General features: G+C 60.8%; 18 protein-coding genes, 1 rRNA gene and 1 pseudogene. 13 read left to right on the forward strand and 7 right to left on the reverse strand.

Annotated features, from left to right (window positions below):
* Positions 1-250 precede the first annotated feature (250 nt).
* Positions 251-367: ribosomal RNA gene (rrf, locus tag AB5287_RS03860) — 5S ribosomal RNA — on the forward strand.
* 188 nt (positions 368-555) lie between these two features.
* Here the strand turns inward: rrf and AB5287_RS03865 are convergent.
* On the reverse strand, positions 556-1,383 hold the full coding sequence (locus tag AB5287_RS03865) for an aldo/keto reductase (RefSeq protein WP_174768318.1): 828 nt from the start codon (positions 1,381-1,383) through the stop codon (positions 556-558).
* A gap of 106 nt (positions 1,384-1,489) precedes the next feature.
* Here AB5287_RS03865 and AB5287_RS03870 point away from each other — a divergent pair, with 106 nt between their 5' ends.
* The 8 genes from AB5287_RS03870 (at position 1,490) to priA (ending at position 8,883) form a co-directional block, all read left to right on the forward strand.
* The gene (locus tag AB5287_RS03870) at positions 1,490-2,965 is read left to right on the forward strand and encodes an FGGY-family carbohydrate kinase (protein WP_368220698.1); all 1,476 of its coding nucleotides are present in this window, start codon (positions 1,490-1,492) and stop codon (positions 2,963-2,965) included.
* Positions 2,966-2,977: 12 nt separating this feature from the next.
* Positions 2,978-3,271 (forward strand): acylphosphatase, encoded by a 294-nt coding sequence (locus tag AB5287_RS03875; RefSeq protein WP_008783673.1) that lies wholly within the window; start codon positions 2,978-2,980, stop codon positions 3,269-3,271.
* 101 nt (positions 3,272-3,372) lie between these two features.
* Positions 3,373-4,770 (forward strand): histidinol dehydrogenase, encoded by a 1,398-nt coding sequence (hisD, locus tag AB5287_RS03880; protein WP_008783672.1) that lies wholly within the window; start codon positions 3,373-3,375, stop codon positions 4,768-4,770.
* Positions 4,767-5,927: a histidinol-phosphate transaminase gene (locus tag AB5287_RS03885; RefSeq protein WP_007052518.1), complete on the forward strand. Its 1,161-nt coding sequence runs from the start codon at positions 4,767-4,769 to the stop codon at positions 5,925-5,927. Before hisD ends, AB5287_RS03885 begins: the two co-directional genes overlap by 4 nt.
* Positions 5,928-6,012: 85 nt before the next feature.
* Positions 6,013-6,612, forward strand: a complete 600-nt coding sequence (gene hisB / locus AB5287_RS03890) for an imidazoleglycerol-phosphate dehydratase HisB (RefSeq protein ID WP_007052519.1) — start codon at positions 6,013-6,015, stop codon at positions 6,610-6,612.
* Positions 6,612-7,406, forward strand: a complete 795-nt coding sequence (locus AB5287_RS03895) for a hypothetical protein (protein ID WP_021975231.1) — start codon at positions 6,612-6,614, stop codon at positions 7,404-7,406. The genes hisB and AB5287_RS03895 overlap by 1 nt, the downstream gene beginning before the upstream one ends.
* A 34-nt stretch (positions 7,407-7,440) precedes the next feature.
* Positions 7,441-8,088: an imidazole glycerol phosphate synthase subunit HisH gene (gene hisH / locus AB5287_RS03900; protein ID WP_007052521.1), complete on the forward strand. Its 648-nt coding sequence runs from the start codon at positions 7,441-7,443 to the stop codon at positions 8,086-8,088.
* A 69-nt stretch (positions 8,089-8,157) separates the two neighbouring features.
* Positions 8,158-8,883 carry a bifunctional 1-(5-phosphoribosyl)-5-((5-phosphoribosylamino)methylideneamino)imidazole-4-carboxamide isomerase/phosphoribosylanthranilate isomerase PriA gene (priA, locus tag AB5287_RS03905; protein WP_007052522.1) on the forward strand — a complete coding sequence of 242 codons (726 nt, stop codon included), beginning with the start codon at positions 8,158-8,160 and terminating at the stop codon, positions 8,881-8,883.
* Between the two features lie 103 nt (positions 8,884-8,986).
* Here the strand turns inward: priA and AB5287_RS03910 are convergent, their stop codons facing one another.
* Positions 8,987-10,420: a DUF2252 domain-containing protein gene (locus AB5287_RS03910; RefSeq protein ID WP_007052523.1), complete on the reverse strand. Its 1,434-nt coding sequence runs from the start codon at positions 10,418-10,420 to the stop codon at positions 8,987-8,989.
* A gap of 148 nt (positions 10,421-10,568) precedes the next feature.
* On the opposite strand from AB5287_RS03910, the gene glnA reads away from it, so the two are divergent.
* Both glnA and AB5287_RS03920 read left to right on the forward strand, forming a co-directional pair.
* Positions 10,569-11,906, forward strand: coding sequence for a type I glutamate--ammonia ligase (glnA, locus tag AB5287_RS03915; protein ID WP_007052524.1), 1,338 nt, complete (start codon positions 10,569-10,571; stop codon positions 11,904-11,906).
* Between the two features lie 217 nt (positions 11,907-12,123).
* Positions 12,124-12,579, forward strand: a pseudogene (locus AB5287_RS03920) (MFS transporter); the annotation flags it as partial.
* A gap of 79 nt (positions 12,580-12,658) precedes the next feature.
* Here the strand turns inward: AB5287_RS03920 and AB5287_RS03925 are convergent.
* From AB5287_RS03925 to AB5287_RS03935, 3 genes are read right to left on the reverse strand one after another with little or no spacing between them, the layout of a single operon-like run.
* The gene (locus AB5287_RS03925; RefSeq protein ID WP_368220704.1) at positions 12,659-13,630 is read right to left on the reverse strand and encodes a hemagglutinin; all 972 of its coding nucleotides are present in this window, start codon (positions 13,628-13,630) and stop codon (positions 12,659-12,661) included.
* The gene (locus AB5287_RS03930) at positions 13,627-17,763 is read right to left on the reverse strand and encodes a DUF3418 domain-containing protein (protein ID WP_007056518.1); all 4,137 of its coding nucleotides are present in this window, start codon (positions 17,761-17,763) and stop codon (positions 13,627-13,629) included. The genes AB5287_RS03925 and AB5287_RS03930 overlap by 4 nt, the downstream gene beginning before the upstream one ends.
* Positions 17,753-18,409 carry a class I SAM-dependent methyltransferase gene (locus AB5287_RS03935; RefSeq protein ID WP_007054390.1) on the reverse strand — a complete coding sequence of 219 codons (657 nt, stop codon included), beginning with the start codon at positions 18,407-18,409 and terminating at the stop codon, positions 17,753-17,755. Before AB5287_RS03935 ends, AB5287_RS03930 begins: the two co-directional genes overlap by 11 nt.
* Before the next feature lie 158 nt (positions 18,410-18,567).
* Between AB5287_RS03935 and hflX the strand changes: the two genes are divergently transcribed.
* Both hflX and AB5287_RS03945 read left to right on the forward strand, forming a co-directional pair.
* Positions 18,568-20,073: a GTPase HflX gene (gene hflX / locus AB5287_RS03940; RefSeq protein ID WP_007056520.1), complete on the forward strand. Its 1,506-nt coding sequence runs from the start codon at positions 18,568-18,570 to the stop codon at positions 20,071-20,073.
* Positions 20,074-20,253: 180 nt separating this feature from the next.
* Positions 20,254-21,216, forward strand: coding sequence for an L-lactate dehydrogenase (locus AB5287_RS03945; protein ID WP_007052533.1), 963 nt, complete (start codon positions 20,254-20,256; stop codon positions 21,214-21,216).
* Positions 21,217-21,357: 141 nt separating this feature from the next.
* Here the strand turns inward: AB5287_RS03945 and AB5287_RS03950 are convergent, their stop codons facing one another.
* Positions 21,358-22,296: a cation diffusion facilitator family transporter gene (locus tag AB5287_RS03950; protein WP_007058510.1), complete on the reverse strand. Its 939-nt coding sequence runs from the start codon at positions 22,294-22,296 to the stop codon at positions 21,358-21,360.
* 165 nt (positions 22,297-22,461) lie between these two features.
* A complete protein-coding gene (lexA, locus tag AB5287_RS03955) occupies positions 22,462-23,187 on the reverse strand; it encodes a transcriptional repressor LexA (RefSeq protein ID WP_007052535.1) in 726 nt (241 codons plus the stop codon).
* Positions 23,188-23,222: the final 35 nt, after the last annotated feature.

Genomic DNA, 23,222 nt, shown 5'->3' on the forward strand with positions numbered 1-23,222 from the left:
ACACGTGGTCGATAGGCCGGACGTGGAAGCCCCGCGAGGGGTGGAGCCGACCGGTACTAACGGACGAAAGGCAACACCAACATTCCAACCCCTGGCGGTTGGACCGCATCTTCCTCCTGCAAACGGCACCAGACGGCAATGAGCATTGTCTGGCCACAAGACGAAACATCGACATATCCGCGTCCGCTGTCCGGTTCCCAGGCCGCCACAGGCCGGCAGACCCCAGCGTCTGACCGTATAAGAGAAGATTTGCGGCGGCCATGGCCCAGGTGAGACGCCCGGTCCCATTCCGAACCCGGAAGCTAAGGCCTGGCACGGCGATGGTACTGCACCCGACAGGGTGTGGGAGAGTAGCACGCCGCCGCATCACACGTACAGGAAGCCCCTCGGAGCACACGCCCCAAGGGGCTTTCTCTATATCCGAAACCAACAAGACAAGACACCGACAAGACATAGGCTCTCGCACCTAGGGTGTGGCCGAATCGAAAGCATATAGAAGAGGGAACCCTCCAATGACGGAGAGTTCCCTCTTTGCGTATCTGGACCGATAAAGGTCTAGAAATTGAAATTGTCCGGATCAGCACCGTTGCGCTTGCCGGTGTTGATGGCGGAGATGGCGGTCATATCATCGACCGATAGGTTGAAGTCGAAGACCTCGAAGTTCTGCTTGATGCGCTCGGCATGAGTGGACTTGGGAAGCACGACGATGCCGCGCTGGATGTGCCAACGAATCACTACCTGTGCAGCAGACTTGCCGTACTTGGCACCGATTCCGGCCAGTACTGGGTTGCTGAGTAGGTTACCGCCGGTGCCGCCGAGCGGACTCCAAGCTTCAGTGTGAATGCCCTTGGCACGCAGCTGGTCAATAAGCTCTTGATTGGTGAATTGTGGGGAAGACTCAACTTGGTCTACAGCAGGCACCACATCGCTATGGGTCAGTAGCTCATCGATATGATGCTTTTGGAAGTTGCTGACGCCAATGGCCTTGGCGCGGCCAGAGGCATAAATCTCCTGCAAGTCGTCCCATGCCTGCTGCCAGCCGTCTGCTGGCCAGTGAATCAGATACAGATCCACATAATCCACGCCCAAGCGGTCGAGGCTTTCTTGGAATGCATCCTTGCCGCGGCGTGCGCGAATATCGTCATTCCACAGCTTGGTGGTCAAGAAGAAATCGCTGCGCGGCACACCAGCACGGCGAATACCTTCACCCACTGAAGCCTCGTTGTGGTAAATCATTGCGGTATCGATATGGCGGTAGCCATTCTCCAGAGCCGTCTGCACCGCGTTCACTGTAGTATCACCATCCGGTGTCTGGAATACGCCCAAGCCCACCTGCGGGATGACAGTGCCGTTGTTCAGCATGATTGTCGATTGAATTGCCATAATGCCTCACTAGTCGTAGTATTCGTTCAATTTCCCATTCTAGAAACAAGACGATGCAATAAGCCGCGTTTTGCTGGCAAAGAATGATTCTTTTTTCAGCGCTACGATGAACGATATGACTACGGAATATGTGGCTGCATTTGATGCGGGGACCACGGCGTTGAAGGGTGCCTTAGTTAATGGGCAGGGTTGCATTGTAGCTAGTGCGAGTAGCGAACTTGACCTTATTATCAACGGCGACTATCGGGAGCAGAGCCCCGATCAATGGTGGCAAGCTTTCTGCTCGGCCTCCAGGCACATGATTGAGCAGGCGCGGCAATCCGAGTCAGAATTCAATGTGACTCGCATTCGTGGCATCATTTTCAGCGGTCAGATGCAGGATGTTATTGTTTTGAACGGCGAGCTCAATCCCGTCCGCAATGCCATTCTGTATTCGGATGGCCGAGCCGAGGAACAGGCCAAGCAACTCGCCGAGACATATCAGGGCGGTGCAGAACGTTTCCTGAACACCGTTGGTAACCGGCTCGAAGGCTGCTTGTCGTTGCCCAAGTTGATGTGGCTGCGTGAACACGAGCCGGAAACGTACGCGCGCATTCGTCATGTATTGATCAGTTCCAAGGACTACTTGATCGCCCAATTAACTGGCGAATGCGTGGGCGATGTGGCGGCGTGTTCCACAGCTGGGGCCATGAATATCCGTAATGGCCAGTGGGATGCCGAATTATGCGAGGTCGCAGAAATCGACATGACCATATTGCCACACCTGCACAATCCGCAAGACAACATTGGCACAGTGACGGAATCCGCTGCACAACGCACCGGTTTTTCCGCCGGAACTGCGGTATACGCGGGCATTGGAGACGCGGGTGCCACCACACTTGCCAGCGGTGTCAGCCACCCTGGTCAATACAACATCAATATCGGCGCCTCAGGCTGGATCGCCACCGTTTCGCCCGAGCCGTTCACCGACAAGCCAGGTGCTGCGAATCTGGCATTTGGCGTGGAAGAAGGCTTCGTGAATGCCGTGCCATTCCTCAACGCCGGCGACGTGCATAAATGGGTTACCGGCGTATTCTCCGATGGCGATTACGCAGAGGCGCATCAGCTTATCGAAACATCCAAACCCGGCTCCAACGGTGTGCTATGCCTGCCATATCTGGTGGGGGAGCGATTCCCTGTTATGAATCCGAATATTCGCGGTGCCTATGTGGGCCTCGATCCAGACACCGCCAAGGCAGACATGATGCGTGCCGCGCTTGAGGGTGTGGCCTTCTCCATTCGTCAAGGTATGGAAAGTTTTGACGCCAAACCCACCGAGATTTCCCTGATTGGCGGCGGAGCCAGAGAAAATGCGTGGTGCCAGATTCTGGCCGATGTGTTGGAGCATCCCATCGAAGTGTTCGCCAATGCCGATATTCTGCCAGCAGTGGCAATGGCCTCGTTGGTATTCAATGTACCAGACCTGCTGCAATCAGTATGCGAATGCACTGTATACCAGCCGAATCCTGACACCGCACGCACATATGCCGACGCATACCGGCGATTCCTGAGCCTCTACCCAATGCTGCGAACGATGGATTAGGAACTGAGCATCATGAGGCAATCGGCGAATTTGGTCCGCAAACATATAGTGGTCAACGGACTGGTGCAAGGCGTGGGATTCCGTTATTTTACGGTGACTCAGGCACGTCGGCTTGGTGTACGGGGTTGGGTGCGTAATTGTCGCGATGGCTCGGTTGAGCTGGAAGCACAAGGCAGCAGCGACGCAGTGCAAGCCTTGGTTGAGCAATTAGCCATTGGCCCGCGATGGTCCGAAGTGAGTCACGTCGCCGTGCATGACATGCCGATTATCGATGAGACCGCTCGGGCATTTGGCGTGCGTCAATAACCTGTATCACGAACCCACATCACGCACGATAATCTCACGATACGGGTGAACATGGGCGTTCCTCGCCGCTTAGGCCTCGCACATTGCTACGATGGGGCGTTATGAGTGAGAACATCATGCGAATCATTGACCTGCGTGGTCAGAACCTGTCCCGTGCCGAACTGCTTGCCGCGATGCCGCGTGCTGCAATGGGTACTTCCGAAGCCACCGATTTGGTGCGTCCGATTCTGGACGATGTCAAAGAACGCGGCGCCGCTGCCCTGCGCGACTTCGAGGAGAAGTTCGATCACGTGCGTCCCAAGAACCTGCGCGTGCCGGTCGAGGCGATCAAGGACGCCCTGACCACGCTCGACCCCGAAGTGCGCGCCGCCATCGAGGAATCGGTGCGCCGCGCCCGCGCCGTGGCCGCCAACCAGGTGCCGAAGGACTTCTACACCGACCTCGCCGAAGGCGCCCGCGTGGCCGAACGCTGGATTCCGATTCAGCGCGTCGGCCTGTATGTGCCCGGCGGCAAGGCCGTCTACCCGAGCTCCGTCATCATGAACGCTGTGCCGGCCCAGGCCGCCGGCGTCGAATCGCTGGCCATCGCCACCCCGCCCGCCCGCGACAATGAGGAAGGCCTGCCGAACAAGACCATCCTCGCCACCTGCGCCATCCTCGGTGTTGACGAGGTATACGCGGTCGGCGGCGCTCAGGCCATTGCCATGTTCGCATACGGCGCCAAGGGCAGCGAGCCGCAGGACGGCGACATCCTGTGCGATCCGGTTGACAAGATCACCGGCCCGGGCAACATCTTCGTGGCCACCGCCAAGTCGCTGGTCTCCGCATTCGTGGGCATTGACGCGGTTGCCGGCCCCACCGAAATCGGCATCATCGCAGACGAAACCGCCAACCCGAGCCTGCTGGCCGCCGACCTCATCGGCCAGGCCGAGCACGATGAGCTCGCCGGTTCCGTGCTGTTCACCGACTCCACCGAGATTGCCGACAAGGTGCAGGAGAGCCTCAAGTACCGCGTGCCGCGTACCGAGCACGCCGAGCGTGTCCACACGTCGCTGTCCGGCACCCAGTCTGCCATCGTGCTGACCGACGGTCTCGACCAGTCCATCGACGCGGCCAACGCCTACGCCGCCGAACACCTTGAGATTCAGACCAAGGATGCCGATGCGGTCGTCAAGCGCATCAAGAACGCCGGTGCCATCTTCCGCGGTCCGTACTCCCCGGTGCCGCTGGGCGACTACATGTCCGGCTCCAACCACGTGCTGCCCACCGGCGGCACCGCCCGCTTCGCCGCAGGCCTCGGCGTGCACACCTTCATGAAGCCGGTCGAAGTCATCGAATACGACGAGGAAGGCCTCAAGGCCCTCGCCGCCCGCATCAACGCCTTCGCGGTATCCGAGGACCTGCCCGCCCACGGCGAGTGCGTGCTCTCCCGCTTCGTCAAGGATCCGTATGACAAGGCCACCCTGCGCGAGCAGGAGAAGGAAGCCGGTCTGCGATGAGCTCGATTCCTGCAAACCTGCCGCTGCGCAACGACCTGATCGGTGAGGAGCCGTACGGCGCTCCCCAGCTGGACGTGCCGGTGTGCCTGAACGTCAACGAGAACCCGTATGCGCCGGACCCGGCCGTATGCGACACCATCGCCAAGCGTGTGCGTGAAATCGCCCCCACACTCAACCGATACCCGGACCGTGAGCACATCGAATTGCGTCAGGCATTCTCCGATTACCTGGCCCGCGAATCCGGTACCCGTCTGGACGTGGACGAGCTGTGGGGTGCCAACGGCTCCAACGAGATCATGCTCCAGCTGTTCCAGGCTTTCGGTGGCCCGGGCCGCACCGCACTCGGTGCCGACCCGACGTACTCCATGTACCCGGAGTACGCCCGCGACACCTTCACCGGTTGGAAGCTCGCCCACCGCAACGCCGACTTCACGCTGAACGTCGACAAGGTGCTTGAGGCCATCGCCGAGGTCAAGCCCTCGATGGTGCTGCTCACTAGCCCAAACAACCCGACCGGCACTCCGTTGCCGATGGAGGATATCGAACGTATTCTCGCCGCCTGCGAAACCGCTGAAGTGGTCGGCGCGGGCGAGGGCGTGCATCCGATTCTCGTCATCGACGAAGCGTACGTGGAATTCCGCAAGCCCGGCACCCCGAGCGCCGTGAGCCTGATCAAGGACCACCCGAACTTGGCCGTCAGCCGCACCATGAGCAAGGCCTTCGCCTTCGCCGGTGCGCGAGTCGGCTACCTGGCCGCGTCCAAGGGCATCATCGACTGCGTGCGTATCGTACGTATGCCGTACCACCTGTCCGCCGTGACTCAGGCCGCCGCACTGGCCGCCTTCGAACACACCGACGAGCAGCTGAGCCGTGTCGAGCACCTGCGCGAAACCCGCGAGGCCACCGCCGCATGGCTCAAGGAACAGACCTACAAGGACCAGCCGCTTGAAGTGGCCGAATCCGGCTCGAACTTCCTGCTGTTCGGCGGGCACTTCGACAAGCGTGAAGCCATCTTCGACGAGCTCCTGAAGCGCGGCGTACTCATCCGTGTGGTCGGACCGGACGGTTGGCTGCGCGTGTGCATGGGCACCGACGAGGAGATGGAAACCTTCCGTAACGCCCTTGTTGAAGTGCTTCGTATAGTGGAAGCAGCATAAGGGACGTTTCTTTCCGATTGCGGCGAGACCCGAAGCGATTCGAGTCCCGCCGCAATCCAATATGACGAATCACACAGGAGACATGATGGCAAGAACCGCGCACATCGTCCGCGAAACCAGCGAATCACACATCGACCTCGAACTGAACCTCGACGGCACCGGCAAAACCGATATCGATACATCCGTGCCGTTCTACAACCATATGATGACCGCGCTCGGCAAGCATTCGCTGATCGACCTGACCATCCACGCCCACGGTGACACCGACATCGACGTGCACCACACTGTGGAAGATACGGCCATCGTGTTCGGCGAAGCTCTGAAGCAGGCTCTCGGCGACAAGAAAGGCATCCGCCGCTTCGCCGACGCCACCGTGCCGCTCGACGAGGCGCTGGCCAAGGCCGTGGTCGACATTTCCGGCCGCCCGTACTGCGTGTGCAGCGGCGAGCCCGAAGGCTACGAATTCTGCATGATCGGCGGCCATTTCACCGGCTCGCTGGTCCGCCACGTCATGGAATCCATCGCCTTCCACGCCGGCATCTGCCTGCACATGCAGGTGCTCGCCGGCCGCGACCCGCACCACATCGCTGAAGCCGAATTCAAGGCGCTGGCCCGTGCGCTGCGCTTCGCCGTGGAAATCGACCCGCGTGTAGACGGCGTGCCCAGCACCAAGGGAGCCCTGTGATGACCGACGACAAGTTCGATCCGGACGAATCGCACTTCTCCGACGAGGAGCTTGAGGCTGCGCTCGCCGGATTCGAGAAAGAATTCGCGGACGATTCGGTATCCGGCGATGCCAGTGATACCAGTGATGCCGATAAAACAGCGGACGCTGCTTCAGCGAAGTCCGATTCCGACGCGAATGATGATACGGCTGATAAGGCTTCCGCTGATTCCGGCCGGCCTATGACCGACGACGTCACCGGGTCCGTTGCGGATGCGGTGAACGAGGCCATGGCCGACGTGGTCGACCCCTCGCTCGGCTTCGACAACGAACTCGCTGGACTGTTGGGTAACAAGGCGAAGGTGGCGCTGATCGTTACCCGTCTTGCCTCCGCCGAACTGTTGGCCGCGTTCTGCCAGCTGTCGGACATCTCCGCCGCATGCATCGGTGCCAATCAGGGGGCCGTCGCGGTGCTGAAGAATCTGGACGGCGACGGCCCGGAAGCCGCAGCCAAGGACCTGACCACCGTGGTATCCGGCATGGCCGTGATTCTTGCAGTCAACCGTGCCGACAAGCTTGAAGTGGCCATGTACGTGCAGGGAGAGGCCGGCCAGAGTTTCGCGCCGCCCGTGCTGTTCACCTCCACGCCGCGCTTCGTCGAGGACCTGATGCTCGGCATCGTAACCCTGAATCAACTCAAGACCCAAGGGTTCGAAGTGGTGGATTCCGCTGGACTCGACCATGATCAGGCGATGCAGATTCTCGCCAACCACACTAGGCGCGGACGTGGCGGGCGCGGCTCCCGCATCGAATAGACGCCAACCAAACCAGTAGGGGATAGGAGAGCAGATGACCACAGCGGTTGTTTTCGATTACGGTTTCGGCAATGTACGTTCCATGGTGCGTGCGCTCGCCAATCTTGGCGTCGACACCACCCTCACCTCCGACTACCGGCAGTCGTTGGAGGCCGACGGCCTAGTCGTGCCGGGCGTGGGTGCGTTCGCCGCATGTATGGAAGGACTGAAGAAGGTCGACGGCGACCGTGTGATCTATGATCGCATCCGCGCTGGCCGCCCGGTGCTCGGCGTGTGCGTGGGCGAGCAGATCATGTTCGAACACGGTCTGGAGCACGGTGCCCATGCCGCAGGCATCGGACTGATCGGCGGTTCGGTGAACCTGCTGGACGCCGACGTGGTGCCTCACATGGGATGGGACACGATCGAGGCCGCCCCCGATTCGGTGCTGCTCAACGGCGTGGAGAACGAACGGTTCTACTTCGTGCACTCCTACGCCGCGATGGAAGTGAAGCCGGCGGATACGTCCCGCTTCGACATCGATCTGAGCGATTCGCCCGAACGCGTGAGCTGGTGCTCGTACGGCCGATCGCGCTTTGTGGCCGCCTACGAACACGGCCCGCTGTCCGTCACGCAATTCCACCCGGAAAAGTCCGGGGACGCTGGCTCCCAGCTCCTCAAGAACTGGATCGCCACGCTGTAAAAAAGCATGAAGCTCCCTCTGACGAGGGAGCTCAAATTGTGTATAAGTAACTGAAGAAAGGCTCTTCTTATGTCGTTGACTCTGATGCCCGCCGTCGATGTACGCGATGGCAAGGCCGTGCGCCTGCGCCAAGGCGAATCCGGTTCCGAAACCGATTACGGTTCGCCGTTCGAGGCCGCCCGTACTTGGGTTGAGGCCGGTGCCGAATGGATTCACCTGGTCGACCTTGATGCCGCTTTCGGTACGGGCAACAATCGCGATCAGCTGCGAGAAATCGTTCATGAGCTCGGCGACCGCGTGAACATCGAACTGTCCGGCGGCGTGCGCGATGACGCTTCGTTGGACGCGGCCCTTGAGGCCGGTGCCGCCCGAGTGAACATCGGCACCGCCGCTTTGGAGAATCCGGATTGGACCGCCTCGGTCATCAAGAAGTACGGCGACCGCGTGGCTGTTGGTCTGGATGTGCGCGGTCACACACTGGCGGCGCGCGGCTGGACGCGCGAAGGCGGCGACCTGTTTGAGACCATGAAGTTCCTTGACTCCGTGGGCTGCTCGCGTTACGTGGTAACCGACGTGGCTAAGGACGGCATGATGTCCGGCCCGAACATTCAATTGCTGAGTGAAGTCGCTGAACGCACCGACGCCAAGGTCACGGCTTCCGGTGGTATCTCCAAGCTGGACGATTTGCGCGCCATCAAGGAACTGGCTGAAATTGGTGTTGATTCTGCCATCCTCGGCAAGTCCCTCTATGCACGTGCGTTCACGCTCCAGGAAGCGCTTGAAGTAGCGAAGTAGGCAAAGGACTCGCCTTAGCGAGACTGTTAATCTACCTTCGCTCAGCTATCGCTTCACTCAGACCCCTCCTACGGACAGCCCAATGGGCTGTCCGCTTAACGGCTCAGCAAGGGAGGTCGCCGGATTTGAGGAGCTTTTTGAAGACGGCGTAGTCTTCATCATTCTGTTCGGCGTAGCTGACGGCGAATGAGGCGATGGCCTGATCGAATTCGTCGGTGCCACCCATGTAATTGGCGATCGCAATCGAATCGCCGGTGCGGGCGTGGGCGTGCGCCAACGACCATGCGCACATGCGTGACAGATCGCTCAATCCCGAAGCGTTGAGATTGTCGATATCAATCGACCCCTTGCCATTCCACAACTGGCGCACGTAATAGTCGCGCGGTCGGCCATCCTCGGCCATAAAGCTCGACCAACCCAACAGCACATCGGCCGTATTCTGAATCAGCTTCTGCCCCTGAACCACGCGCTCACCGTGCGTGGCGTACGGCGACGCGCCGCAGTAATGCTCGAGCACGGAATACGTGGCCTCCTTCATCTGAATCATCATCGGATCGTCGATATCACGCGCGATCCACACCGACGTCCACGCGCGCTGGCCCACCGAGCCCACGCCCACCACCTTGCGGGCCGCGTCCTGATAGCGCAAATGATCGAACACCCAACGGCGATCGTCGTACAGGGAATGCCGGTAGCTCTCGAACAGCGTGTCTATACGTGCCTGCAACGCATCCAAGTCGGCGTAATCATCCAGCTGATTGATCGGCACCAGCTCGGGCGGATTGGATTTGAACCTGAGCTTGCCGCTCTCATAACGGCACAGTTTGGCCGCCGCCGCGTCGTTATCCTTCAGCAGCGCCTTCATGGCCGCCTCACGCAGCACACGGCTGCGTTTGGAACCGGTGGTCTCGAAGCGGTCGAGCGTCTCCTCCACGTCCAGGTGCTCATACCACGCGTCAAGGTAATCCATTTCGGAGAACCACTTCATGCGTGTGCGGTACGTGTGTACGCACTGGACCACGGCGGCGCGACGGTCCTTCTCCTTGATTTTGTTGGCGCGTCCGCAGATCTCCACCGAGGCGGCGAGACGTTTCAGATCCCATTCCCACGGGCCGATAGCGGTTTCGTCGAAATCATTGATATCGAACACCAGACGGGCGGAAGGGGAGCGGAAAATGCCGAAATTGCCGATATGCGCGTCGCCCACGCACTGCACCGGAATGCCAGTGACTGGCGTGGAAGCCAGGTCATTGGTCATGATGAGCACGGTGCCCCGGTAGAAGGTGAAGGGGCTGGCGCTCATACGCTTGTAACGCAGCGGAATCAGATCCGGTACGCGAATCGCGGACTGCTCCTCCAAAAGGCTGATCGCCTCACGCCGGCCCTCCTTGACCTTCCAGATGGCATGTGCGTCCAGCGGCGCCTTGGTACGAGTGGCGATGCCGGCGCGCGAACGGTCGCGCGGGTCGGTGGCCTGCGTCCAGCTGGTCACGTCGACGGGCGGATTGGCGGATGGGGTGAGATGATCTTCGCTCATAGTCACTACCATAGTGCCGTGCCGGCATGGGCCTGAACCATGCCTGACATGCGGACCGGGGCATGTTGATGAAATCTCGCGACTCGCAGGTGACGAACAGTGAGATGTTAACGCCCTTCGTAACACGGTTATGGAACGATAGGCGACTATGGATAAACAGCAGGAGTTTGCGCTGCGCACGGTCGAAGAACGCGACGTGCGCTTTATTCGTCTGTGGTTCACGGACGTGTTGGGAACACTGAAGTCCGTGGCGATTGCTCCGGCCGAACTGGAAGCCGCGTTTGAGGAGGGGCTCGGCTTCGACGGTTCCGCCATCGAGGGCATGACCCGCGTGTCCGAAGACGATATGATCGTTCAACCCGATCCCTCGACGTTCCAGATCCTGCCGTGGCGCGGTGGCCCGCAAGGTACCGCCCGCATGTTCTGCGACATTCTGACCCCGGACGGCGAGCCTTCGCTCGGCGATCCACGTCACGTGTTGAAGCGCACGCTCGCCAAAGCCAAGGACAAGGGCTTCACGTTCTACGTGCATCCGGAAATCGAGTTCTACCTGTTCGAAAGCCAGGACGACTGGTCCAAGGCCCCGACCCCGATCGACGAGGGCGGCTACTTCGACCACGTGCCGCGCAGCCCAGGCATGGACTTCCGCCGCGCCACCGTGAACATGCTCGAGCAAATGGGCATCTCGGTGGAATACTCGCACCATGAGGCGGGGCCAGGCCAGAACGAGATCGATCTGCGATACGCGGACGCGCTCACCATGGCCGACAACATCATGACATTCCGTACGGTGGTCAAGGAGATTTCCTTGGAGCGTGGCATTCACGCCAGCTTCATGCCCAAGCCCCTGGCCGACGCGCCCGGTTCCGGCATGCACACGCACCTGAGCCTGTTCGAAGGCGATTCCAACGCCTTCTACGAGGCCGGTCAGGAGTTCAACATGTCCCTGACCGCCCGCCAGTTCGCCGCCGGCATCCTGTACCATGCGGCCGAAATCTGCGCGGTCACCGACCAGTACGTCAACTCGTACAAGCGCCTGTGGGGCGGTAACGAGGCACCAAGCTACATCTGCTGGGGCCACAACAACCGTTCCGCGCTGCTGCGTATCCCGCAGTACAAGCCGGGCAAGGGCAACTCCGCGCGCATGGAGTTCCGTGCGCTCGACCCGGTGGCCAACCCATACCTTGCCTACTCGGTGCTGCTGGCCGCCGGTCTCGATGGCATCGATAAGCAGATGCAGCTGGGCGAACCCACCAGTGATGACGTGTGGGAGCTCACCGACGGCGAACGTCAGGCTATGGGTATTCAGCCGCTGCCGCGCTCGCTGGACGAGGCGCTGAAGATCATGGAGAAATCCGATTTCGTGGCCGACGTGCTCGGCGAACACGCCTTCGGCTACTTCCTGGACAACAAGCACCAGGAATGGGAGGAGTACAACCAGCAGGTCACGCCTTACGAGCTGAAGAAGTATCTGCCGAAGCTGTAATCGCAAGCGTTGCACATGTGCCGAACCCCGTCGATGATTGGTCATCGGCGGGGTTTTCTATGGCGTGTCGTTGTGGTGGGTAGCGGGCAGAGGCGGGAAAAGTGTTGTCGCTGAGTTGATACGAAAAAACGATTGACATAACCGACGAATCAGCTTGTAGTACGAGCGAGAGCACTCAAGAGAGCACCCATGACGAACGCACCTGCGAACACCGCGCGTACCGGCCGGCACTTGGGTGGCCGATACCTTTGGTTGGCGTGTCACCTTTGCCTTGGTCTCGGTGCTCACCGCCGTGCTGATGGCATCGATGGCAGTGTCTCTGCCACGCAACTCGCATCCGGCGAAGATCGGTTTCCTGAGGCAATTCCGCCTGTTCTTCGACCGCCGCATCCAGCTCGGCGTGGCGGATGTGGTCTTCGGCGCAGCCGCCTCCTATGTCTTCTACACGTATCTTTCGCCGATCATGCGCGACGAAATCGGCGTGCCCGAACGCTATATCAGCATCGGCTTGGTGATTTACGGCTGCGCCTGCCTGTGGAGCAACCTGTACGGCGGCAAGCTGGCCGACAAAGGTCATGGCGTGGAACCATTGACCCACATTCGACCGATCTACTGCGTGCAGGCCGTCTGCCTGTGTCTGCTGGCTTTCGCCTCGCTGCTGGCGGTTGGCGCCACGACCCTGCTGCGTCCATACGTCGAACGCTGACAGTGTTGGCCGAGTCCAATCGGACAAGACCGGTCAGCTGCCGTTATCAGCTTCGCGGCGAACCGAACCAGCTGGTGTAGATAAGCGCGAAGTTGCGGTTGCCATAACTGGAGCAGGAATCGCCGGTACCGTTGCCAGCGGCCAGTGCGGCGATGTTCGGCTGGTAGGGCGTATAGATGTAGAGCAGGGCGGTCGCCTTGTTCTCGATATACACTTGTGCGCCGCCGCATGCCGCGTTCGGATGATATTGGATGTAGTTGAGATTGTGCGCCGTATACCCGTACTGTTCCTCGTGCTCGAGATAGTAACGGTACCGCTTGGCCGCGCCATACACCTGCCGAAAGAATCCGGCATAGGCGGGATCGCAGTCGGCGGTATCCGGACAGTTCAACCCCATCGCCGCCATAAGCTGATAGTCGCTGGGATCGACGGCAGTGACCAGATGCTGCTCCTTCTGCATCACGGTGAGCAGCACTTTCTGGCTCACCTTGCAGGCGCGGGCCGACTGGTCGATGATTGCCGCCGCCGACTCGCCTTTGGTGCCTGTATAGTCCGCGCACAGGCCTTCGCCTGACTCGTTCGATGTGTCGAAGGTCATCGCGGCCAGCGAGCCACCTTGTGTGTCCAAAAACGATTGGACTTCGGCCTGACTCATCGCCGAACCGTTGAAGAACTGACCATCCGAAATAATATTGCCCGGATTGAAATCGTATGTTTGCGTCAGTTCCAGCTGTGCCGCCTCGGCTGCGCGAACCTGTGCCCGCCAGTTTGTGAAACGAACCAGCCCGGCCACCAGCGCTACGACAACGACCACCGCCACCGTGGGAATCAGCACCATCTTGATGCGGGTCGGCCAGTTCGCCTTACGCCAGGAACGCTTCAGAGCATTGATCGGACCGTGCCTACGATTGCGTTTCCTGTTCCGATTGCCGAGGTGTCCGCGCACTGGCCCACGCTGTGATGACGGCTTGTGCGTGCGCTGGCGCGTGGCCTGGCGACTTGTTTGCCGTCCGGTCACGCCAGCGCTTTCTTGATACGGTTGAGCGAAGCCGGCCCCTTGGTGCCAAGCTCCTGCGCCCATAGGGACACGTAGAACTCTTCAAGCATCCAACGGGCCTGTTCGGCCTGCTTCATCAATGCCTCATGCTTCGGGCCGGCCGGCTCCGCCTTGGCACGGGCCAACGCCTTATCAACCACCTGACGGGCCTCGTCGGCCTGCCAAGCCCACTTGACATCACGGTTCTTATCGGTTTTCGCCTTATTGAGTCGGCTCAGATCGGCTCTCAAATATCGGCTCAACGACTTCAGCGCATCCGGGGGAGTGCGCCCGATGAATCCGGGGTAGACGAGCGTGGCGATATGGTCGCGAATCGACTGCAACACCGAAAGCATCGGCAGATCAGCCTTGCCGCCAGTGGCCTTGTCGACCTCGGCATAAGCCTTGAGCACGGCGATCACGTCATGCGCCACCTGATAGACGGTGTCCTCGTACACTTCGCGCACATCGAGCACCGCATTGGCTAACGCCTCATCGTCCGAGAGCCTGTCGACATTCGGCATCAGCCGTTTGACCGTGGCCAGCTGCAGGTCTTCGACCAGATCCTTGGTGGACTTGTACGGAGCAGAAGCCAGCATCAACGCCTCGGTACCCAGCCAGCGCGACGAAATGCGTTCGGCCGGCAATCGCAACGCATCCAATGCGCCACGCCAGAGCATCGTGGCCCGGGACTCGGTGGTGGCACCCGCCTTATGCAACAGGTTCGCCTGACTGACCAGCTTGCCCTGTTCTCCAGCCTGATCGGCCTGCTTCTTGACCATTTGACGGGCCGACGCCTCCGCCTGCGCGGCGAACTTGCGTTGCAGCGCCTTCAGATCCTTGGACACACCCAGCACCTTGATGGGGCCGCGCGCATGCCGGCGTCCACGAGGGTGCTTGCCGGCCGGCAGTTGCTGCTCCACCGAGAACGTGACTCTGAGATACGGGGAAAGACGCTCGACCAGTTCCGGCCCCAACACTTCGGGATGAATCTGCGCACCCTTGGTGGCGATGGCCGCCTTGGTGAACACATGTGCCAGATCGGGCCAGCCAACGGTCGTGCCATCCTCATCCACCGGCGGCAGATTCGGCTTCTGCTGCGAGCCCGAGCCCGGCAGATCCGGGTAATGCTCGTCGATCCAGTCACGAATCGCACGCGCGGCATCCGGGGCCGGCACGAACTGGACGCGCAGCTGCTTGGGCAGCGCCTTGATCATCGACAGGATCAGCTCATCCAACAGACCCGGCACATTCCATGTGAACTGGTCGGGCGTGATACGCGAGAGCGCCTTCAACGGCACATGCACGGTGACGCCGTCGGCCGGGTCGGCCGGATCGTACACGTAGCTCAGACGCAGGTCGATGGGTTGGCCGTCCGATCCGGTCGTATGCCAATGGTCGGGGTAATCGTCCAGACTCACCGAATCGCTGGATGCCAGACGCTCCACCTTGGCCGGGTCGAAATCAAGCAGATTCGGCTGACGGTCATGCTCGGACTTCCACCATTTCGCCAGATCGGCCACGCTGGTCACATCGTTGGGAATGACCGCGTTGTAGAAGTCGAACAGATCCTCGTCGGACACGGTATCCGCCAGCTGGCGGGTGCGGCTCGCATCATCGGCGGCATCCTCGAGAATGTCGCGGTTTTTGCCCACGAAGTCGTCGTAACTGAAACGCTGCTGAATATCGCCCTCGACCAGACCCTGGCGAATCAGGAAGTCGCGCGCCTCAAGTGGATTGATGCGTCCCCACTGCACGGCACGGTCCTGTACGATCGGCAGACCATACAGCAGCACGCGCGCGGTGGCCACAGCCGAGCCACGCGAACCCGACCAGTGCGGCTCCGCATACGTGGTGCGGGTCAATTGGCCGGCCAACGGTTCGGCCCACGCGGGGTCGATGGCCGCCGAATAGCGGGCCCACAGGCGAGAGGTTTCCACCAGTTCGGTGCTCATCACCCATGACGGGGTCTTCTTGGCCACGGCGGAAGCGGGGAACAGGGCGAAACGGGTGCCGCGTGCGCCCTGATAATCGTTCTTCGACTGCTTCTGGGCGCGTTTCATCGCACGGGCGCGCGCCGAACCGGTCAGCCCCGCGAAATCGGAGGCCTTGGGCTCGCGCACCACCTGCATGCCCATCATCGACAGCAATCCGGCGAGCATCGACTTGTGGATGCCGTCCGCATCCCACGCGCAGCACAGCGAATGCGCGGCCTGCTGATTCAACGGCAGCTGGCGGATCTCCAAGCCTGGGCGGGAGGCGGGCAGCGGGTCGCCGACCTTGAACTTCAGCTCCTTGCACATCTGGCGTAGCTGGGAGACGAGATCTTTCCACTGGCGCATCCTCAGCCAGCTGAAATACTCGGTTTTGCAGATACGGCGCAGCGCGTTGTTGCTCGGGTCGCCGTCTGCTTGGAACACGCGGTCCCAGATATTCAGGGCCGTCAGGAAGTCGGAGGTCTCATCCGCATACCGGTTGTGGATGCGGTCGGCATCCTCACGCTTGTCGTCCGGGCGTTCACGTGGGTCCTGCAAGCTCAGGAACGCCACGACCACGAGCACCTGGGCCAGAAGATTCGGCGAACCGGTTTTCGCGGCCTCGATAACCATACGTCCCAGACGCACGTCGATGGGGATGCGCGCCAGCTGACGACCGGTATGGGTGAGCGTCACCTCGCCGCGCTTGCGGCCGATGGCCTTGAGCTCGGTGAGCTCATTGAAACCGTCCGACACGGCCTTCATATCCGGCGGATCGATGAACCCGAAGTTCGTGACGTCCTCGGCCGTGCGGGCCACGCCCACCGACAGCATGTGGAGTACCACGGCACCCAGCGAGGTACGCAGGATTTCCGGCTCGGTGAAGCGCGGACGGGTCTCGTAATCCTCACGCGAATACAGGCGGATCGCGATGCCGTCGGCCACACGGCCGCATCGGCCGGACCTCTGGTCGGCACTGGCCTGGCTGATCGGCTCGATCGGCAGACGCTGAACCTTTGCGGTCTTCGAATACCGGGAGATACGGGCGGAACCGGGGTCCACCACATACCGGATACCGGGCACGGTCAGCGAGGTCTCAGCCACATTGGTGGCAATGACGATGCGCTGGTGAAGGTGCGATTCAAACACCTTATGCTGGTCGGCGGCGGACAGTCGCGCGAACAGCGGCATGATCTCGATGGCATCCGGCCGGCGCATGTCGTCGGCGCGCGGGCCGTAATGATGCCGCAGTGCGGCCTCGAACTCGTGGATGTCGCGCTCGCCGGAGGCGAAGACCAGAATATCGCGGGGACCGCGCTCGTGGGAGGAGTGAATCACCAGCTCGGCGCAGGCTCGAGCCACGGCGGTAGGCATATCGGTGATGCCGTCATCGGCATAGGAGGCACCGGACCGGCCGCGGGGCCGGTCGGAATCGGATTCCGCGATGGCGCTGGCCAGCTCGTCGTAATCGGCGTCGCCGGGGCGGGCGCCCACCGCGAATCCCGGCACTTCGCGCATCAACGCGGGCGCGGTGCCAAGCGGCTCGTAGACCACCTGCACGGGGAAGGTGCGGCCGGAAACCTCGATTACCGGCACCTTCTCATGCAAGGCGTGCTCGAAATGCTCCTGGAACTTGACCGAATCGATGGTCGCGGAGGTAATGATGAGCTTCAGATCGCGGCGCTGAGGCAGCAGTGCCGTCAGATAGCCGAGCAGAAAGTCGATGTTAAGACTGCGCTCATGCGCCTCGTCGATGATGATCGTATCGTATCGGGTGAGTTTCGGATCGCGCTGGATCTGGGCGAGCAGAATACCGTCGGTCACGACCCTCAATCGTGTGCCGGGCGAGCTTTCGTCGGTGAAACGCACCTGATAGCCGACCTCGTCACCGAGCTTCACGCCCATCTCCGAGGCGATACGTTCGGCCACCGTGCGTGCGGCGATACGGCGAGGCTGGGTGTGCACGATCTGCTTGCCGTGCGTGCCACGGCCAAGCTCAAGCAGGATTTTCGGCAGCTGTGTGGTTTTGCCCGAACCGGTCTGGCCGGACACAATAACGACTTGGGAACGTTTGACCGCGCTGGCTATCTCATCACGCGCGGCAGATACGGGAAGTTCTGCGGGATACTCATATTTCATGACGAACTTCAATGATACGGAAGCCCTTGGAGCTCGCGTATTTGCTCGCAGTGAACCCCTCGCCGAGCGCATCGTCCAGCCAGGGGATCAGCGAATCGGAACCGAGATTCTTCTGCACTACGAGATAGGCGGCACCGCCCACCTTGAGCTTCGGCAGCCAAGCCATAAGCAATGTATGCAGCGCTTCCTTGCCGACTCGGATCGGTGGGTTCGACCAAATCACATCAAACGTGAGGTCGCTCGGCACCGTCTCGCAGAACGCCGGCTGGTTCTCGGCAGGCAGGGGAGTGCTGGACTCGTCCACCTGAGCCGTATGAATGTTCGTGTGGCCGTTCGCCTGTGCGTTGGCATGGGTCAGGTCCACCGCGCGCTCGTTGACATCCACCGCCCACACGTTCGCTTCGGGCGACTCAAACGCCAATGTCAGGGCGATAGGGCCCCAGCCGCAGCCCAAATCCAGAAAATCGCCGGTAAGCGGCGGCTCGGGCGCATGCTTCAGCAATACCGACGTACCGAGGTCCACGCGCGAGCCGGAGAACACGCCGTTCGACACCTGAGCGGTCGCCTCATGGCCGCGCAACGTTACGTTCAATGTGCGGCGCACATCCTTCGATGCGGGTTCCGCAGAGAAATACTGTTCTGCCATGGTCGCTCCATTTCTGCGGGATTCGCCGCTCTCGTATGCCGACCTGTATCAGCCGGCCTATGCCGGTACGTGCCGATCTATGCCAGCATGTCACCTCATGTGATGATAATAAAGGACCATAGAAGAATCGTGAACCATTCCAACCAAACGAGGCGCACTTGACCGACAACACCCAGTACACCGACATCAACCGCGGCAACAACGACGTTACCCCTGAAGGTGTGCTGGCCGAGCAGTCCGAAGTGTTGCTCGACGACAGCCAGCGCGCGACCGGCTGGCATGAGGACGCCAACCAGGAATGGGAGGAGCGCGAGGCCCGCAACGAGCTCAAGCATGTCGCCGGTCTCGGCGAGCTGCAGGACGTCACCGAAGTCGAATACCGCAAGGTGCGTCTGGAACGTGTGGTGCTCGTCGGCGTCTGGTCGTCCGCCGTCACCACGCAAGCCAAGGCCGAGGAATCATTGAGAGAGTTGGCGGCGCTCGCCGAAACCGCCGGTGCGGTGGTATGCGATGGTTTGCTGCAGCATCGCTCCAAGCCGGATGCAGCCACGTACGTTGGTTCCGGCAAAGCCAAGGAGATTGCCGGCATCGTGGCGCGTGAGGAAGCCGATACGATTATCGTGGACGACGACCTGCCGCCGTCACAGCGCCGTGCATTGGAGGACGCCGCCAAAGTCAAGGTGGTGGATCGCACCGCGGTGATTCTGGACATCTTCGCCCAGCACGCCACCTCGCGTGAAGGTAAGGCGCAGGTGGAGTTGGCGCAGCTCGAATACATGCTGCCCCGACTGCGTGGTTGGGGTGGTTCGCTGTCCCGTCAGGCCGGCGGTCGCGCGGCCGGCGCGGATGCGGGCATCGGATCGCGAGGCCCGGGCGAGACCAAAATCGAAATGGACCGTCGTGTAATTCGCACGCGTATCGCCAGACTGCGCCGTCAGATTCGTGAGATGGCCCCGGCACGTGAGGTCAAGCGCGGTTCACGCCGTCGCTTCGGCCTGCCCACAGTGGCCGTGGTCGGCTACACGAACGCCGGCAAATCCTCGTTGACCAACCGTCTGACCGGTTCGGCCGAACTGGTGGAAAACGCGCTGTTCGCCACATTGGACACGGCCGTGCGCCGCGCCAAAACCCGCGACGGACGCGCTTACGCCTACGTGGACACGGTCGGCTTCGTGCGCCGCCTGCCCACCCAGCTGGTCGAGGCGTTCAAATCCACCCTGGAAGAGGTGGCCGAGGCCGACGTGATCCTGCATGTGGTCGATGGCTCCCACCCTGACCCGTTCTCTCAGGTCGACGCGGTCAATGACGTGTTGGCGGACATCGAAGGCACGGCCTCGATTCCGCGTATTCTCGTATTCAACAAGGCCGATCAGGCGGACGAGGCGACTCGTGAACGACTCGCCGCGCTGCAGCCAGATGCGTTCATCGTCTCCGCCTATACCGGTGAGGGATTGGACGAGCTGCGTACCGCGGTCGAAAGTCTGCTGCCGGTCCCGCATGTGCATGTCAACGCTCTGCTGCCGTATACCGCTGGCTCCCTGATCTCTCGTGTACGCGAATACGGCAAGGTAGACAAGGTGGAGTACCGCGATGATGGCATACAGCTTGAAGCGGACGTTGATGCCCATCTTGCCGCTCAGGTGGTCGAACAGTCCATTGACTAACGTGATAAACATCACAGTATATTCGTGAGCGCTAACAACCGTTGAAAACATTACCATACGGTTGTCAAACAGGGTGGTGTGCCGGTAGCAAAACGTCTTAGCGGGTTTATAGAGTGAAGACGTTAGTTACAAGGCCTGCCATTCATCAGCAGACCGCCTTTGAAGAGAGGTTCATCCATCATGGCGGAAACTACCGTTAAGCCCACGAAGCTTGCTGTTATTGGTGCCGGTGCCGTTGGCTCCACCCTCGCCTTCGCCGCTGCCCAGCGTGGCATCGCTCGCGAGATCGTGCTTGAAGACATCGCCAAGGAGCGCGTGGAAGCCGAAGTGCTCGACATGCAGCATGGCTCCAGCTTCTACCCGACCGTGTCCATCGACGGTTCCGACGATCCTGAGATCTGCCGCGACGCCGACATGGTCGTCATCACCGCTGGTCCGCGTCAGAAGCCGGGTCAGTCTCGTCTTGAGCTCGTTGGCGCTACCGTCAACATCCTCAAGGCCATCATGCCGAACCTGGTCAAGGTGGCTCCGAACGCCATCTACATGCTCATCACCAACCCGGTCGACATCGCTACCCACGTGGCTCAGAAGCTCACCGGTCTGCCCGAGAACCAGATCTTCGGTTCCGGCACCAACCTGGACTCCGCTCGCCTGCGCTTCCTGATTGCCCAGCAGACCGGCGTCAACGTCAAGAACGTGCACGCCTACATCGCCGGCGAGCACGGCGACTCCGAAGTCCCGCTGTGGGAGTCCGCCACCATCGGTGGCGTCCCCATGTGCGACTGGACCCCGCTGCCCGGCCACGATCCGCTCGACGCCGACAAGCGCGAGGAGATCCACCAGGAAGTCAAGAACGCCGCTTACAAGATCATCAACGGTAAGGGTGCCACCAACTACGCCATCGGCATGTCCGGCGTCGACATCATCGAAGCCGTCCTGCACGACACCAACCGCATTCTGCCCGTGAGCTCCATGCTCAAGGACTTCCACGGCATCTCCGACATCTGCATGTCCGTGCCGACCCTCCTCAACCGTCAGGGCGTCAACAACACCATCAACACCCCGGTCTCCGACAAGGAGCTCGCCGCTCTGAAGCGCTCTGCCGAGACGCTGAAGGAAACCGCCGCCCAGTTCGGCTTCTGATAAAAAATCGCTGTACGGAGCGCCTTTCGCACCGCACAAGACTCGACCTACCTTTGTAGGCCTTCACCTTGTGCGGCACGAAAATCGCACACGTACAGCGATTTTTTATACCCTGCTGAATGCTCCCGTTGGGAGCATTTTTTATTCGTGGAGTTCGTTGGAGGAGGGGGAGCTATAGCCCTCGGGCTCGAGCTGGAAGGTGGTGTGGGGGACCGAGACCGGGAAGTGCTCGCGCAGGCAATCCTGCAGTTGGGTGAGGATTGTGGCGGCATCTTCCATGGTGAGGTCTTTGTCGACTACCACGTGGGCCATCAGAATCGGCATGCCGGTGGACACCGTGCTGGCGTGGAGGTCATGCACGGCAAGCACATGCGGCACGTCTTCCAGATGTTCGCGTACCTTATCGAGGTCAAGTCCATCCGGTGTTTCCTCCAGCAGCACCTTGACCGCGTTGTGCAGCAACTTGATGGCGCGCGGAATCATCATCAGTGCGATGACGGCACCGGCCACGGCGTCGAAGCCATTCCATCCGGTGGGGATCATTACCAGGGCAGAGGCCACCACGGCCACCGAGCCAAGTGCGTCATTCATCACCTCGAGGAACGCGGCCTTCATATTCATGTTGTCTTCGCGCTGCGAGGCAAGGATGAAAATCGAGATGATATTTGCGGCAAGACCCAGAATGCCCGCGAACAGCAGCAAGCCGATATCGTCGATTTCCGCTTTGGAACCGCCGAACAGACGCATGCCGGCCTCCACCAACGCATAGATGCCAACGATGAGCAGCACCACGGCACCTGCGGCAGCGGTGAGCACCTCAAGCCTGGCCCAGCCCCAAGTACGAGTGTTGTTGGGCTTGCGGCGCATCAGTATGGCGGTGATTGTGGATGCCGCCAGCACGGACATGTCGGTGAGCATATGACCGGCATCCACCAGCAGGGCCAATGAGCCGGTTAAGACAGCCGACACCACTTCGATGAGGAAGACCGAACCGGTTACGGTCAACGTGGCAATCAGCCTACGCTGGTGCGCGGCAGGGTTTACGGATGTGGATGATGCGGGTGCATGGGTATGAGCCATATGTACTCCTTCGCTCTATCGAGTTGAAACCGCTTCTCAATACCATTTGCGATATGGTCTGAATACGACGAAACCCCGGCGCGAGGCCGGGGTTTCGTAAGCTGTGCGTGACTATAGCACGACCAGCGCGATTCGGTGCACGCTGATCAGCTGGTGGCGAACAGGCTACAATTTGCGCAGCACGGTGACCACCTTGCCCATAATCGTGGCATGTGTGCCGTCGATGGGCGAGTATGCGGGGTTGTGCGGCATCAGCCAGACATGGCCGTTTTCCTTGCGGAAGGTCTTCACCGTGGCCTCGTCGTCCAGCAGAGCGGCGACGATATCTCCGTTGACGGCGGAATTCTGTTCGCGCACCACCACATAGTCGCCATCGCAGATAGCGGCATCCACCATGGAATCGCCGTGGACTTCCAGCATGAACAGGGTGCCGGAGCCGGTCAGCCGTTCCGGCAGACGCATGACGTCGTCCACATGCTGTTCGGCGGTAATTGGCACACCGGCGGCAATACGGCCAACGAGCGGCACATCGTGTGATTCGGCAATGGCTTCGGCGGGGAATTGGTATATCTCCGCCACATTACTGGTGCTGGTTGCCTCTTCGCTGGCTTGGGAGGGCTTTTCGGCATTCGGGGCGGATCCTGCCACCACCTCGATGGCGCGACCCTTGTTCGCGTTCATGCGGATGAAGCCCTTGTCTTCCAAAACTTGTAGCTGATGCTTGACCGAAGACGGACTTTTGAGCCCGGCGGCATTTCCGATTTCCCGGAAAGAGGGAGCGAAGCCTTGTTCGTCGATATGCGTGCGAATGGCGTCCAACACTTTGCGCTGGCGGTCGGTCAGGGTGGACTCGTCCGGCTTCTGCTTGGGGGAGAAGGGAATGGTGCTCACGTCAGGGCTCCTTTCGTTATGTCACCAGCATAACG

Source organism: Bifidobacterium sp. RTP21102st3_E2_RTP21102_210122, assembly GCF_040916945.1.
GTDB lineage: Bacteria > Actinomycetota > Actinomycetes > Actinomycetales > Bifidobacteriaceae > Bifidobacterium > Bifidobacterium longum.